The sequence below is a fragment of the Rhizobium sp. CB3090 genome (genome assembly GCF_029714285.1).
Taxonomy (GTDB): Bacteria; Pseudomonadota; Alphaproteobacteria; order Rhizobiales; family Rhizobiaceae; genus Rhizobium.
Genome location: NZ_CP121662.1, coordinates 25,039 through 40,034, shown reverse-complemented (window position 1 = coordinate 40,034; position 14,996 = coordinate 25,039). Strand labels below are relative to the sequence as shown.

Annotated in this window: 10 protein-coding genes; 2 read left to right on the top strand and 8 right to left on the bottom strand. The window is 61.5% G+C overall.

The window, feature by feature from the left end:
* Positions 1–93: 93 nt before the first annotated feature.
* The 8 genes from QA646_RS00190 to mutS all read right to left on the bottom strand — a co-directional run bounded on the left by QA646_RS00190 (position 94) and on the right by mutS (position 10,980).
* Positions 94–666, bottom strand: a complete 573-nt coding sequence (locus tag QA646_RS00190) for a NifU family protein (RefSeq protein ID WP_283056919.1) — start codon at positions 664–666, stop codon at positions 94–96.
* A gap of 133 nt (positions 667–799) precedes the next feature.
* Entirely contained in the window at positions 800–1,291 is a 492-nt protein-coding gene (locus tag QA646_RS00185; RefSeq protein ID WP_028751029.1) for a universal stress protein, read from the bottom strand.
* 207 nt (positions 1,292–1,498) lie between these two features.
* The gene (gene trpS, locus QA646_RS00180) at positions 1,499–2,563 is read right to left on the bottom strand and encodes a tryptophan--tRNA ligase (protein WP_283056918.1); all 1,065 of its coding nucleotides are present in this window, start codon (positions 2,561–2,563) and stop codon (positions 1,499–1,501) included.
* A 111-nt stretch (positions 2,564–2,674) separates the two neighbouring features.
* On the bottom strand, positions 2,675–3,067 hold the full coding sequence (locus tag QA646_RS00175; protein WP_283056917.1) for a VOC family protein: 393 nt from the start codon (positions 3,065–3,067) through the stop codon (positions 2,675–2,677).
* 269 nt (positions 3,068–3,336) lie between these two features.
* Positions 3,337–4,938, bottom strand: a complete 1,602-nt coding sequence (gene murJ / locus QA646_RS00170; protein WP_283056916.1) for a murein biosynthesis integral membrane protein MurJ — start codon at positions 4,936–4,938, stop codon at positions 3,337–3,339.
* Positions 4,935–7,850, bottom strand: coding sequence for a [protein-PII] uridylyltransferase (locus QA646_RS00165; protein WP_283056915.1), 2,916 nt, complete (start codon positions 7,848–7,850; stop codon positions 4,935–4,937). The genes murJ and QA646_RS00165 overlap by 4 nt, the downstream gene beginning before the upstream one ends.
* Positions 7,851–8,006: 156 nt before the next feature.
* Positions 8,007–8,300: a hypothetical protein gene (locus QA646_RS00160; RefSeq protein WP_283056914.1), complete on the bottom strand. Its 294-nt coding sequence runs from the start codon at positions 8,298–8,300 to the stop codon at positions 8,007–8,009.
* A 22-nt stretch (positions 8,301–8,322) separates the two neighbouring features.
* Complete coding sequence (mutS, locus tag QA646_RS00155; RefSeq protein ID WP_283058924.1) at positions 8,323–10,980, bottom strand: DNA mismatch repair protein MutS; 2,658 nt, start codon at positions 10,978–10,980, stop codon at positions 8,323–8,325.
* Between the two features lie 198 nt (positions 10,981–11,178).
* On the opposite strand from mutS, the gene QA646_RS00150 reads away from it, so the two are divergent.
* Positions 11,179–13,464, top strand: a complete 2,286-nt coding sequence (locus QA646_RS00150) for an NADP-dependent malic enzyme (protein ID WP_283056912.1) — start codon at positions 11,179–11,181, stop codon at positions 13,462–13,464.
* 104 nt (positions 13,465–13,568) lie between these two features.
* The gene (locus QA646_RS00145) at positions 13,569–14,978 is read left to right on the top strand and encodes an adenylate/guanylate cyclase domain-containing protein (protein ID WP_283056911.1); all 1,410 of its coding nucleotides are present in this window, start codon (positions 13,569–13,571) and stop codon (positions 14,976–14,978) included.
* Positions 14,979–14,996: the final 18 nt, after the last annotated feature.

Below are 14,996 nucleotides of genomic sequence, written 5' to 3'. Positions count from 1 at the left end.
CCCTACGTGAAGGCCAGCGATCCGGCTTCGAACCGAAGCTGCACTTCAACCTCTGCATGATGCTATCCAAAAACCGCTGCGCACTTTTTGGGATCACGCCTGCACGGCTTCGACTTCCTGTACTTCCGGCACGAAATGGCGCAGCAGGTTCTGCACGCCATGCTTCAACGTCGCCGTGGACGATGGGCAACCGGAGCAGGATCCCTTCATGTTGAGATAGACCTTGCCGTCACGGAAGCCGCGGAAAGTGATGTCGCCGCCATCCTGGGCGACGGCCGGACGAACGCGGGTCTCCAGCAGTTCCTTGATGGTGAGCACGATCGCTTCGTCGCCTTCATCGAAAAATTCGCCGCCGGCATCCTGCGCTTCGGAAAGGACCGAAGATGCGCCCATGACCGGCTTGCCGGACATGAAATGCTCCATGATCGAGCCGAGAATGGCGGGCTTAAGGTGCTGCCATTCCTGGTTTTCCTTGGAGACGGAGATGAAGTCATAGCCGAAATAGACACCGCTGACGCCGGGGATGTCGAAGAGGCGGGCAGCGAGCGGCGAGACTTCCGCTTCCTCGGCGCTGCGGAATTCGGCCGTGCCGCTTTCCATCACCACCTTGCCCGGCAGGAACTTAAGGGTTGCCGGGTTCGGCGTCGCTTCGGTCTGAATGAACATCTTGATCTCCATGCGGCGAGCCGAAGGCCCATGCCACTTCAGTAGTGTCCGAGTTTAGAATATTTCAAAAGAAAATAGGCTTTTTGGCCGCGCTATTCAAGAGACTGATTCTCAAAAATTAGCCGCAAGGAACTCAGCTCAGCGCGTCGATTTCCTCGTTCGTCAGCGTATCCGGCAGCACCGTCACGGGAATCGGGAAGGCCGCGGCACGCCCGGCGATCGAAGACACCAATGGTCCAGGCCCTTCCTTGGCCGAACCGGCGGCAAGGACGAGCAGCGCGATATCCCGGTCTTCCTCGATCACCGCATTGATCTGCTCGGCGGCCGAGCCCTCACGGATGACGATTTCCGGATCAATGCCGATATTCTCACGCACGATCTGCGCCGCCTTGGCCGTTGCCGCCTCGGCCTCCTCGCGCGCTTCGGCCCGCATGATCTCCTCGACCCCCAGCCACTGCTGGAAATCGCCCTCAGGGATCACAAACAGGAGGACAAGGCCGCCGTTGGAATTCTTGGCGCGCCGGCCGGCATAGTGGACGGCACGCTGGCATTCGGGGGTGCCGTCGATGACCGCCATGAACTTGCGGCGATGACCTTCGAGCCGTGAGAGACGTTTTGATACCATGGCTCAAGTCTGACATCTGAGGCATGCGTTTTGCAAGCCCCTTCCTTACCTTCGGGGAGAAGGTCGCGCATGGCGCGGATTGAGGGGGCATTACTGGCAAACGGACCCATACGTCGGGGCCTAAAAGGCAATTCAGGAAACGGTGCAACGCCCCCTCAACCTGCCCTGCGGGCATCCTTCTCCCCGGCGGGGAGAAGATATTTTCTCTCAGTAGATAAAGCCGATAATGTCGCGGACTTGCTTCATCGTCACGTCGGCGCGGGCTCTAGCGCGGGCGCTGCCGTCGCGCAGGATCGCGTCGATATGGCCGGGGTCGGCCATCAGGCGGCGCATTTCGCCGGTGATCGGCGACAGCACATGTACGGCAAGATCGACCAGCGCCGGCTTGAAGACCGAGAATTGCTGACCGCCGAATTCCGAGAGAATGTCAGCCTTCGACCTGTCGGCAAGGGCCGCGTAGATGCCGACAAGGTTGTCGGCTTCCGGCCTGCCTGCAAGGCCCGCGATCTCGCTCGGCAAGCCATCAGGATCGGTCTTGGCCTTACGGATCTTCTTCGAGATATTCTCTTCGTCGTCGAGCAGATTGATGCGCGACAGGTCGGAGGCATCCGACTTCGACATTTTTTTGGTGCCGTCGCGCAGCGACATGACGCGCGGCGCCGGGCCTTCGATCAGCGGCTCGACCATCGGGAAATAAGCGTGCACAGGCTCGTCGCCGACGGTGATGTCGATACCGTAGCCCGAGCGGCGAATATGCTCCATGTAGTCCAGATTGAACTTCATGGCGATGTCGCGCGTCAGTTCCAGGTGCTGCTTCTGGTCGTCGCCGACCGGAACATGCGTGGCGCGATAGAGCAGGATGTCGGCGGCCATCAGGCTCGGATAGGCGTAAAGGCCGAGCGAGGCCTGCTCGCGATCCTTGCCGGCCTTGTCCTTGAACTGCGTCATGCGGTTCATCCAGCCGATGCGGGCGACACAATTGAAGATCCAGGCGAGCTCGGCATGCCCCGGCACGGCCGACTGATTGAAGACGATATGCTTTTCCGGGTCGATGCCGGCGGCAAGGAAGGCGGCGGTGATCGAGCGCGTCTGGTTCGGCATGTCCTCATGGACGAGCTGCGCCGTCAGCGCATGCATATCGACGACGCAATAGATGCAGTCGTTGTTGGCCTGCAGGGCCACGAACTTGCGGATCGCGCCGAGATAGTTACCGAGGTGGAGATTGCCGGTCGGCTGGACGCCGGAGAATACGAGCGGCTTGAATTCGGTCATGTCGTCCTCAAAAGGCTTGTGGAGGGCCTGGGCGAGCAATGCTCGACCCCTGGTTTCGAGCGGCTTATGCACGTGGGATCGATGGGGATCAAGAGGCTATGTGACAGAGCCTCAGGAAGAATGCTGGATGAGATCCCAGGTATTGCCGTAGGGATCGGCAAAGACCGCAACCGTGCCGTAGACTTCATGGCGCGGCTCCTCCAGAAAACGCACGCCCTTCGCCTTCATAGCTGCGTGATCGCGGGCGAAATCATCCGTCTTGAGGAAGAAGCCGACGCGGCCGCCGGTCTGGTTGCCGATCGCCGCACGCTGGTTGTCTCCTGCCGCCTGGGCGAGCAACAGCGCGGCGCCCTCGGTGCCTTTCGGTCTGACCACGACCCAGCGCTTGCCCTCCGGCTGGGCCTCGTCAGCCAAGCACTCGAAGCCGAGGGCATCGCAATAGAAGGCTTTGGCACGGTCGTAATCATCGACGACAAGGGCGACGAGGAAGAGGGATTGGGACATGGGAAGGCTCCAGAACCAAATTGATTGCGCGTTTGCGGAGATTGCACACCCCTCTGTCACGGTCATGACGTCTCCCCCACGCGGGGGAGATCGGTAACGCGTGGCAGCCTCTCGCATCAAACAAGCATCGCATCTGCTGAGTTTGAATTTATCGCTTTAGCAGAGAGCGCGGCAAACTCCCAACGATCTCCCCCCTTGCGGGGGAGATGTCCCGAAAGGGACAGAGGGGGTCTCAGAGGCTCGACATGTGCCAAAGTTGGATTTGCCGCCTACTCCCTGTTCACGACCTTCGCGTCCGAAACGGGCTTCGCCGGCTTGCGCTTCAAATTGCGGCGTACCATGCCCAAATCCACGCCGCCGATCAGGAAGGCGACACCGAAATACACCACCATCGCAATCAATATGAGCAAGCCCAGGACGCCGGTCTTGGTGAGCAGCGTCGAGCTGGATCCCAGAAGCGGCTCCCAGCGATGAGACAAATATACGATGACGCCGCCCATGACAGCGGAGGAGACGAGCAGCATGACGGTGCGGCGCGCCAGCGACCATTCCCAGGCGAGATGTCCGCGGCGATAGAGCGTGACGAAGAGCTGCAGGACGTTCAGCCATCCGGCAACCGCCTCGGCGAGCGCAATGCCCCGTTCGGCCAGTACCGGGAAAAGCAGGATGGACAGCGCCGAATTGACGAAGACGGCGACCGCCGTGTAGCGCATCGGCGATTTCGTATCCTCGCGGGCATAAAAGCCGGGCTGCAGCGCCTTGATCAGCACGAAAGCCGGCAGGCCCAGGCCGAAGATGGCGAGGATGGAGCCGACCAGCGTTGTATTGTTCGGGTTAAAGGCGCCGCGCTCGTAAAGCACGCGGATGATATCATCGGAGAGAAGCCAGAGGGCGACAGCGGCCGGCAGGGTCAAGAACAGCACGAATTCGATCGAGCGGTTCTGGATATTGGCGGCTTCCTTGATATGGCCTGACTTCAGCGAGCGGGCCAGTTCCGGCAGAAGCACGATTCCGACCGCGACGCCGACGACACCGAGCGGCAATTGGTAGATGCGGTCTGCATATTGCAGGGCGGCGATCGCGCCTTCCTTGCCCGAGGCGATCGCCTGGCCGATCACCAGATTGATCTGGGTGACGCCGCCGGTGATGGCCGCAGGGATGGCAAGAAGCAGGAGCCGCTTGACATTGGGCGTGAAGCGCGGAAAGCGCAGGCCGATACTGATGCCGGCATGGCGCACGCCGATATAGACGACGAGCAATTGCAGCACGCCTGCCACCAGCACCGACCAGGACAGGTACCAGGCGGTGGCCAGCGGATCGGCGCCGAAATAGATCGCATAGAACAGCGCGCTGATCATCACCACATTGAGGAAGATCGGAGCCACGGCGGCGGCGAAGAAATGATGCAGCGAATTCAGCATGCCGCTCATCATCGCCGTCAGCGACATCGACATGAGATAGGGGAACATTACGGCGGCCAATCGGACCGTCAGGTCGAATTTCTCGGCATCGTCGGCGAAACCAGGCGCGATGACCCAACGCACCAGAAGCGGCATGGCCAGTTCCATGACGATGGTGATCAGCAGCAGGACCGAGAAGAGGACGCCGAAGACCTCCTCGGAAAACCGCTTGGCGCCCTCGATGCCGTTCGCCTCGATCTCCTTGGCGAAGAGCGGCACGAAAGCGGCGTTGAAGGCGCCCTCGGCGAAAAGGCGGCGGAACAGGTTCGGAAAGCGGAAGGCGGCATAGAACACGTCGGCCATCGGCCCGGTGCCGAGCGCAGCGGCCATCAGCGTTTCGCGTGCGAAGCCGAAGATGCGGCTGCCGAGCGTCGCGCCGCCGACGGTGATGAATTTCTTGACGAGGCTCATGCGGCTGAACCGGCTTTCTTTTCAGTATCGAGCTTTTCAACGACGGTCGAACGCGTGGCGGCAGGCGCGATGATGCCGGACGGCATGCGCTCGCGCACCTCATCCTCCTCGCCGGCCATGACGGCCTTCAGACGCGCGGTGATGTTGGCACGCTTGTTTTCGTTGGATATTTTCTGTCCGACGAGATCGGTCACGTAGAAGCTGTCGATGACTTTTTCGCCGAAGGTGGTGATGCGCGCCGACTGGATGTCGAGCGACAGGTCCGAGAGAACCGCGGTGATTTCCGACAGCAGGCCGGGGCGGTCGAGGCATTCCACTTCGATGACGGTGAACTTGTTCGACAGGCTGTTGGAGATCGTCACAGATGGCGGGATGACGAAAGCCTTGTTCTTACGGCGGTTCTTGGTGCGGGTGGCGATGACTTCCGGCAGGCGCTTGCGGCCGGCAAGCACGTCCTCGATCATCTTGCCGATGGTGGCGGCGCGCCGCAGCTCGTCCGCATCGTTGAGGAATTCGCGGCTGACATGGATAGTATCGAGCGCGCGACCGTCAGACGTCGTGAAAATCTGCGCATCGGCGATATTGGCGCCCGCGGCAGCACAGGCGCCGGCGATAACCGTCAGAAGGCGCGGATGGTCCGGCGAGAGCACGGTGATTTCCGTGATGGCGTGGAAGCTGTCGGTGCGCACCATGGTCGCAAGCACCTGGCCGGATTTGTCGGTCTGGCGAATGAATTGCGTATGGCGGATCTGATCTTCAAGCGGCACGGAGAGAAGATAGGGCTGGTAGTGCAGCTTGACATAGGCCTTGCGGTCTTTCTGGCTCCAGTCGCCCAACGCCTTTTCGAGCGCCTTGGCTGCCTCTTCCGCCCGCTCTTTGCGCGACACTTCCGAGAAACCGCCGGCGAGCAGCAGTTCGGTCTCGTAGTAGAGCGTCCGCAGAAGCTGGCCTTTCCAGCCGTTCCATACACCAGGACCAACGGCGCGGATGTCGCATACGGTCAGGATCAGCAGCATCTTCAGCCGGTCGAGCGACTGCACCCGGTCGGCAAAATCGATGATGGTCTTGCGGTCGGTCAGGTCGCGCGTCTGGGCGACCATCGACATGGTCAGATGCTCGGCGATCAGCCAGACGACCATTTCGGTCTGCTTCGGCGTCAGGCCGAAGCGCGGGCAAAGCTTGCGCGCCACCTTGGCGCCCGCCTCGGAATGATCCTCCTCGCGGCCCTTGGCGATATCGTGCAGCAGAACGGCGACATAGAGCGCATCCCGGTCTTCTATACTCGGCATCAGTTTATTGGTCAGCGGATGAATATCCTCCGCCTTGCCCCTATCGATCTCCGAAAGCACGTCGACGGTGCGGATCAGATGCTCGTCGACCGTATAGTGATGATACATGTTGAACTGCATCATCGAGACGATCTTGCCGAATTCCGGAATGAAGCGGCCGAGCACGCCGGCCTCGTTCATACGGCGCAGGATCAGCGCCGGATCGCGCTTCGAGGTGAGGATCGCCAGGAACAGGCGGTTCGCCTCCTCGTTTTCGCGCAGGTCGTTGTCGATCAGCCCCAGCGAACGGGTGACGCGCTTCAGCGCGTCGGGATGGAACTCCAGCCCATGGATATCCGCAACGAAAAACAGCCGGATCAGGCTCACCGGATCGCGCTTGAAAACATCGGGATTGGCGAGCGCGATGCGGCCGCGATCCTCGACGAATTCGAGCGTACCGGGGATCTTGCGCAAGCGATGGGCAAAGCGGCTGAGGACGCCGGTCAGCCCCGGCGTCGCCTTGGCCTGCTGTTCCTCAAGCGCTGCGCAGAGGATTCGGGTGAGATCGCCGACATCCTTGGCGACGAGGAAGTAGTGCTTCATGAAGCGTTCGACGGCGGAAAGACCGGGACGGGCACGATAGCCAAGCGCCTCGGCAATCTCACGCTGGATGTCGAAGGAGAGCCGCTCTTCCGCCTTGCCGGTCAGGAAGTGCATGTGGCAACGCACGGCCCAGAGAAAATCCTCGGCCTTCAGGAAGAGACGGTACTCTTGCTTCGAGAGCACGCCGAGCTTCACCAACTCGGCGGGATCGCGGACGTGGTAATAATATTTCGAGATCCAGAACAGCGTATGCAGGTCGCGCAGACCGCCCTTGCCTTCCTTGACGTTGGGCTCCACCAGATAGCGGGTATCGCCGGCCTTGCGGTGACGCTCATCGCGCTCGGCAAGCTTGGCAGCGATGAATTCCGGCCCGGTGTTGGTGACGATTTCTTTGTCGAAACGCGTTTCCAGCTCGTGCGCCAAGGGTTCGCTGCCGCAAATAAAGCGCGTTTCGAGGATGGCGGTGCGCACCGTCATGTCGGATTTTGCCTGGCGCATGCATTCTTCGACGGTGCGGGTGGCGTGGCCTACCTTGAAGCCCATGTCCCACAGCATATAGAGAATGAACTCGACCGCCTTGTGCGTCTCGTCCTCCGGCTTCGGCTGGAAGAGGAACAGAAGGTCGATGTCCGAGCCGGGCGCCAGCGTGTCGCGGCCATAGCCGCCGACGGCGGTGATCGCGAAGCTGCCCTTCTGCTTCGGGTGGACGTGGCGGACGGTGAAGTCGTAGAGAACGGTGATGATCTGATCCTGCAGCCAGGAAATGCGGTGCGCACAATCGAGCCCACTGCCGTCCTCCGAAAGCAGGCGGCGCGCCCTTTCGCGGCCTTCCTGGCTCGCCTTCTTCAATAAGGCGAGAAGGGCGGACCGCTCGTCCTTCTTGTCTTCACTACGTTTGGCGAGGGTCTCACATTCCGCCCTCAGCGCAGAAACGTCGAGAATGACGGAAAAATCGATCTCATGCTTTACCATGCTCGGCCGACCGGGATCCTGTTCATTGACAGCGGCCCATTGCCGGCGCGCCTGTCTTTTCGTCTGCATGCGCTATAGCCTCTTTGCCCGGCGATTGACACAGGCATTCTACGCCCGAATCCGCTAATTCAGCCTAGACCAAATTTCCCGGGTGAACGGCTCCGGGAGTTCTATCGGGTCAAAGTTGACGAAGAGTGACGGCTGTCGATGCAGAAATCGGCAGTTTTAGGGCTGCGGCAGATCAAGCGACCGTCTGAGTTCGTTGATGCTATATAATATATTTCGCGATTGGGCGCCGATCTGCGTCAGCATTTCCCGTTCGCATTCCCAATAGCCGGCCTTGGCGATCCTTGAGCTGATGTCGGAAATCCGGCTGCAGGACAGGGCAATATTCAGAAGCCCGCGGTCGGATTCGCAGTCCGGCGCGTCGCCCTCGCCGCAGATCTTGCCGCGGGCGGCGATCGGAGAAAAACGCTCGGCCAGAATACGGACCTCGGCGAGAAGATGTTCGATATGCATCGGGTTATCCTTTGAAATCGCCTCAGCCGGCCTTGTTCAGGGTCTTTTTCAGTTCGTAAAGCGCGTCGAGCGCGGCGCGCGGCGTCAGATCGTCAAGATCGAGCGCCTTCAGCGCTTCTTCTACCTTGGACGGTCCTCGCCGGCCAGCCACTTCCTCGCGGCGGACGGCGACCTGGAAGAGTGGCAGGTCGTCGATCAACTGGCTCGCAGGGTTCTTACGGTCGGCATCTTCCAGGCGCGTCAGAACGTCGCGGGCGCGCGCCACCACCGAAGCCGGCAGGCCGGCGAGCCGCGCCACTTGAATGCCATAGGAGCGATCGGCGGCGCCCGGCCCGACCTCGTGCAGGAAAATCACGTCGCCATCCCACTCCTTGACGCGCATCGTGGCATTCGACAATCGGCCGAGCTTTTCCGACAACACCGTCAGCTCGTGAAAATGGGTGGCGAAGAGACCGCGGCATCTGTTCGCTTCGTGCAGGTGCTCGACCGCCGCCCAGGCGATGGAGAGACCGTCGAACGTCGCGGTGCCGCGGCCGATTTCATCGAGGATGACGAGCGACCGGGCGGTCGCCTGGTTGAGGATCGCGGCCGTTTCGACCATCTCGACCATGAAGGTGGAGCGGCCACGCGCCAGATCGTCCGAAGCGCCGACGCGCGAGAACAGCCGGTCGACAATGCCGATATGGGCGGAGGCGGCGGGCACAAACGACCCCATCTGCGCAAGGACGGCAATCAGCGCGTTCTGGCGAAGAAAAGTCGATTTACCGCCCATGTTCGGGCCGGTCAGCAGCCAGATCGCGCCATCCTTACCATCCGCCGTCGGCGACAGGTCGCAATTATTGGCGACGAAGGGGCCACTCGCCTGGCGGCGCAATGCCTGTTCGACCACGGGATGGCGGCCGCCGCCAATCGCAAACATCCGGCTGTCGTCGACCACCGGCCGGCAATAGCCCTGTTCCTCGGCAAGCAATGCCAGCCCGGTCGCGACATCGATTACCGATAGCGCGCGGGCACCGGCTTTGATCGCCTCCGCCTCGGCGACGACGGCTGCGACCATGCGGTCGAAGGCCGCCAGCTCGATCGCAAGCGCCTTGTCGGCGGCATTGGCGATGCGGCTTTCGAGATCGGCAAGCTCGGTCGTAGTGAAGCGCATGGCGTTGGCCATGGTCTGGCGATGGATGAAGCGCGCCTTGGCCTCAGCAGTATCCGTCATCGGCCCGGCATTGCCGGCCGTGACCTCGATGAAGTATCCGAGCACGTTGTTATGCTTGATCTTCAGCGATTTGATGCCGGTTTCCTCGGCATATTGCAGTTGCAATCCGGCAATGACCCGGCGCGACTGGTCGCGCAGCGCGCGGACTTCGTCCAGCTCGGCATTCGCCCCTTCCCGCAGGAACCCGCCGTCGCGCTTCAAGAGCGGCAATTCATCGGCGAGCATGCCGGCAAGTAGCACTTCGAGATCGGCGGGCAAGGCGCGGAGCCCGGCAAGTGCTGTTCCCAGCTCCTCGGGAAGCAACGCAGCCCCTAGCAGATCGGCAACGCCGGCCGCCGCAGCGAGGCCCTGGCGTATCGCCCAGAGATCGCGCGGGCCGCCGCGGTCGAGCGCCAGGCGCGACAATGCGCGCGGCATGTCCGGCACGTGTTTCAGCGCTATCCTGAGATCGCTGCAGAGCGAAGGCTCTTCAGAAAGGAAGCCGATCGAATCCAGCCGTTCGTTGATGCGCGCCGGATCGGTCAGCGGCGACATCAGCCGCTCGGCAAGCAGACGCGCACCGCCACCGGTCACGGTCCGGTCGATCGCCCGCAAAAGCGAGCCGTTGCGGTCGCCGGAAAGCGTACGCACCAGTTCGAGATTGGCGCGGGTGGCGGGATCGATGAACAATGTCGACGCGCCGCTTTCGCGTTCCGGCAGTCCCAGCGGCGGCCGCTCGGAGATCTGCGTCTTCTCGACATAGGCAATGGCGGCGGCAGCAGCGGCAAGTTCGGCGCGCGTAAAGGAGCCGAAACCGTCCAGCGTCGAAACACCGAAATATCTGGTAATGCGGCCCTCGGCGCTGGCGCTGTCGAAAAGGACGGCCGGTTGCGGCACAGCCGTGCGGCCGAGCACATCGAAGGCCGGCTTCAGCTCGGGATCGTGGAATATCGTATCCGGCAGGATCAGTTCGCGCGGATCGATGCGCAGGATATCGGCGAGCAGCCGCGAGGCCTCCGTCTCTGCCAGACGGAAAACGCCGGTCGAAATATCGATCCAGGCGAGCGCCAGTTGCGGCTCCGAGCCGCCGCGAATGCGGGCGAGCGCCATCAGATAGTTGGATTCCGAGGGCGACAGCAGCTTTTCTTCTGTGATGGTGCCTGGCGTCACAAGGCGAACGACATCGCGCCGGACAACCGACTTGCCGCCGCGCTTCTTCGCCTCCGCCGGATCCTCCACCTGTTCGCAGACGGCAACGCGGAAACCCAGCGAAATCAGCTTCTGCAGATAGTCGTCGGCGGCATGCACCGGCACGCCGCACATCGGAATATCCTGGCCCATATGCTGGCCGCGCTTGGTGAGCGTGATGCCGAGCGCGCGCGACGCATCGACAGCGTCTTCGAAAAACAGCTCGTAGAAATCGCCCATGCGATAGAACAAAAGCGAACCGGGATTGTTCGCCTTGATCTCGATATATTGCTCCATCATCGGCGTCGCCGAAGCGCGGCTTTCCTCCGAGGCAAGCTCGGCGGTCGAGAAAGCGTCGATGCTGGCAATTATTCGTTCGTTCACGGAGGTGCAGTTTTTCCCAAAAAATGAGGTGCCACCCTATCCGCGCGCCGCTATAGAAGACAACAGCTATCGGGCAAGAGGGACCGGTCGCCCACAGGAGGTTTGGGAGGATACATGTCTGACACCAGCAGTACGCCGCGTCCGGGAACGGGGATCACCGAGCAGGAAGCACTCGATTTCCACAAGCAGGGCCGCCCCGGCAAGCTTGAAATCAATCCGACCAAACCAATGGCAACACAGCGCGACCTGTCGCTTGCCTATTCGCCCGGCGTCGCCGTTCCCGTGAAGGCAATCGCTGCCGATCCGCAGACGGCTTACGACTATACGTCGCGCGGCAACATGGTGGCCGTCATCACCAACGGCACAGCCATTCTCGGTCTCGGCAATCTTGGAGCGCTGGCCTCCAAGCCGGTCATGGAAGGCAAGGCCGTTCTCTTCAAGCGCTTTGCCGATGTCGATTCGATCGACCTCGAGATCGACACCGAAAATGTCGACGAGTTCATCAACTGCGTCCGCTATCTCGGTCCCTCCTTCGGTGGCATCAATCTCGAGGACATCAAGGCGCCTGACTGCTTCATCATCGAGCAACGCCTGCGCGAGCTGATGGATATCCCCGTCTTCCACGACGACCAGCACGGCACCGCGATCATCGCCACCGCCGGTCTGATCAACGCACTGGAATTGACCGGCCGCGATCTCAAGACCACCAAGCTCGTCTGCAACGGCGCGGGTGCTGCCGCGATTGCCTGCATCGAACTAATCAAGGCAATGGGCTTCAACCCCGACAACATCATACTCTGCGACACGAAGGGCGTGATCTACCAGGGCCGCAGCGAAGGCATGAACCAGTGGAAGTCGGCGCATGCCGTCAAGACCGACAAGCGTACGCTCGCCGAAGCGATGAAGGGCGCCGACGTAGTTCTTGGTCTGTCGCAGAAGGGTGCCTTCTCCGAAGACATGATCCGCTCCATGGCCGACAAGCCGATCATCTTCGCCATGGCCAATCCCGATCCGGAAATCACGCCGGAGGAAGTCGCCCGCATCCGTGACGACGCTATCATGGCGACCGGACGCTCCGACTATCCGAACCAGGTGAACAACGTCCTCGGCTTTCCCTACATATTTCGCGGCGCGCTCGATGTAAGGGCTTCGACGATCAACGATGAAATGAAGATCGCTGCCGTCAAGGCCCTCGCCAGCCTGGCGCGCGAAGATGTGCCGGACGATGTGGTCGCCGCTTATCAGGGTGCTAGACCGCGCTTCGGGGCGCAATATATCATCCCCGTACCCTTCGATCCGCGCCTGATCTCGGCGATCCCGGTTGCTGTCGCACAAGCGGCGATCGAAAGCGGCGTCGCCCGCCGTACGATCCCGGACATGGCCGCCTATGCCCGCGAACTCTCGGCCCGGCGCGACCCGATCGCCTCGACGCTGGCGCAGCTCTACGAACGCGTGCGCCGGCATCCGAAGCGCATCGTCTTCGCCGAAGCCGAGGAAGAGCAGGTCATGCGCGCCGCTTTATCCTACGCCAACCAGGGGCTGGGCACCGCCATCCTGCTCGGCCGTGAGGACCTGCTCCATGCCACGGCCGAACGCGCCGGGATCGACCTCAACCGGCCAGGACTCGAAATCGTCAACGCCCGCATTTCCAAGCGTGTCGAGGCCTATATCGACTATCTCTATGCCCGGCTGCAGCGCAAAGGCTACCTGCACCGCGATGTGACGCGCCTCATCCATAACGACCGCAACCATTTCGCCGCCTGCATGGTGGCGCTCGGCGATGCCGATGGCATGGTGACAGGGGTGACGCGCAACTATTCGACCGCGCTCGACGACGTGCGCCGCTGCATCGACGCCAAGCCGGGGCATCGCGTTATCGGCGCGTCGCTGGTGCTTGCCCGCGGTCGCACCGTCATCGTTGCCGACACCGCCGTGCATGACATGCCGACGTCGGAGGAGCTGGCCGATATCGCCGAGGAAGCCGCCGGCTTCGCGCGGCGCATGGGCTACGAACCACGCGTCGCCATGCTCGCCTACTCCACCTTCGGCCATCCCCCAGGCGAACGCTCCGAGCGCGTGCGCGAGGCGGTGAACATTCTCGACAGGCGCTATGTCAATTTCGAATTCGACGGCGAAATGGCCGCCGACGTGGCGCTGAACCGCAAGATCGTCGAGACGCTGTATCCCTTCTCCCGTCTCTCCGGTCCTGCCAACGTGCTTGTCATGCCCGCTTTCCACTCAGCCTCGATCTCGACGAAGATGCTACAGGAACTCGGTGGCTCCACCGTGATCGGTCCGTTGCTCGTCGGCCTCGACAAGCCAGTGCAGATCACCTCGATGGGGGCAAAGGATTCGGATATCGTCAACATGGCGGCAATTGCCGCCTATGGGGCGGGTTAAGAGGGGGCATTTTCGCTGCGGGCCATTCCCCCTTAACCTCGGTGCCGAGCCGAGACTGCAAGAAGACCAATGGCTGCGGTTTCGATTTGGTGTAAGATGCACCAATGAGTGAAGCCCAGCCCCTGTTTGAAGTGCTGCGCCATTCAGCGCAGCCGGATATTGTCGACGCCATCGAGCGGCTCGTCCTTGACGCGCCCGATCGCAAGCTCAACCGCGTCAACGCGCTTGCCTTCGCAGCCGAGCACGGCTTCGATGAAGAGCAGACCATCAACGCCTTCCTGCATGCATCACGCCTCGGCCTCTTCGAGATCTCCTGGAATGTTCTGTGCCCCGGTTGCGGTGGGGTGTTGGACGCCAATACTTCGCTGAAGACCGTGCAGAGCGACACCTATAGCTGCGCACTTTGCGCTGCCGGCTACGAGCCGACCCTCGACGAGATGGTCGAAGTCACCTTCACCGTCAGCCCGCGCGTGCGCCATATCGAGGCTCACAATCCGCACGAATTGCCGCCCTTCGAGTATTTTCGCCAGATCTATTGGGGCTCAGGCGTCGACCTTCCCGATGAGGGCTACGAAGCGACGGTCGACCAATTCATTCTGGAGGCGCTGGAACTGCCTGCGGGAGAAAAAGCCGTCGTATCGCTTCAGTTGCCGGCGGAATACGTGATCATCTTCGAGCCGGTCACGCATGCGGCACTATTCCTGGACGTAAAGGGCGAGCCGTCGAAGGAGCGGCAGACCATCTCGCTCATATTCGATCGCATGCACCGGCACAGCGAACCCATCACCCTGCGACCCGGCCCCTTGCGCGTTCTGATGGAAAATCACACGGAGGTCCGCACATTGCCATCGATCTGCGTGGCCAATGACGTGCTGCACGGCCTGCTGGGTCGACGGCGTCCATTCCTGACCGCAAAGCGACTGCTCTCGAATCAAACCTTCCGCGACATCCACCGCACGGACACGATCGACGTGGACCAGCGGCTGAAGATCACCAGCCTCACCTTCCTGTTCACCGATTTGCGCGGTTCGACGGCGCTATATGAAAGGGTCGGCGACCTTGCCGCCTTCGATCTGGTAAGAACCCATTTCGGCATCCTGCAAGAGATCGTCGGTGCGGAGGCGGGTGCCATCGTCAAAACCATCGGCGATGCGGTGATGGCGACGTTTCCGACGCCGGACCGGGCACTGGTCGCGGCCATGCGGATGCGCGAAGCGATGGTCAGCCTCAACAAGGAGCGCGGCAACGACGATCTCCTTCTCAAGATCGGCATTCATGAAGGGCCGTGCATCGCGGTTAGCCTGAACGAGCGTCAGGATTATTTCGGACAGACGGTCAATATTGCTTCCCGCGTGCAGCATCTCGCCAACTCGCACGAAATATTCGCCACCGGCTCCGTACTCGACAATCCTCGCGCCAGCGAATTGCTGACGACACACGGTTTGACGCCGCAATCCCACCACGTTTCGCTTCGCGGCATTACGGATGAGATCGATATTTTTGCGATTCCCTGAGGATGGCCGGGGCCGAAT

What these genes read in the sequence shown, in the direction of transcription:
- QA646_RS00150 (WP_283056912.1), top strand. Translation starts at nt 11,179, where the DNA reads ATGTCTGACACCAGCAGTACGCCGCGTCCGGGAACGGGGATCACCGAG.
- QA646_RS00185 (WP_028751029.1), bottom strand. Translation starts at nt 1,291, where the DNA reads ATGGTATCAAAACGTCTCTCACGGCTCGAAGGTCATCGCCGCAAGTTC.
- mutS (WP_283058924.1), bottom strand. Translation starts at nt 10,980, where the DNA reads ATGATGGAGCAATATATCGAGATCAAGGCGAACAATCCCGGTTCGCTT.
- QA646_RS00160 (WP_283056914.1), bottom strand. Translation starts at nt 8,300, where the DNA reads ATGCATATCGAACATCTTCTCGCCGAGGTCCGTATTCTGGCCGAGCGT.
- QA646_RS00190 (WP_283056919.1), bottom strand. Translation starts at nt 666, where the DNA reads ATGTTCATTCAGACCGAAGCGACGCCGAACCCGGCAACCCTTAAGTTC.
- murJ (WP_283056916.1), bottom strand. Translation starts at nt 4,938, where the DNA reads ATGAGCCTCGTCAAGAAATTCATCACCGTCGGCGGCGCGACGCTCGGC.
- QA646_RS00165 (WP_283056915.1), bottom strand. Translation starts at nt 7,850, where the DNA reads ATGCAGACGAAAAGACAGGCGCGCCGGCAATGGGCCGCTGTCAATGAA.
- QA646_RS00175 (WP_283056917.1), bottom strand. Translation starts at nt 3,067, where the DNA reads ATGTCCCAATCCCTCTTCCTCGTCGCCCTTGTCGTCGATGATTACGAC.
- trpS (WP_283056918.1), bottom strand. Translation starts at nt 2,563, where the DNA reads ATGACCGAATTCAAGCCGCTCGTATTCTCCGGCGTCCAGCCGACCGGC.
- QA646_RS00145 (WP_283056911.1), top strand. Translation starts at nt 13,569, where the DNA reads ATGAGTGAAGCCCAGCCCCTGTTTGAAGTGCTGCGCCATTCAGCGCAG.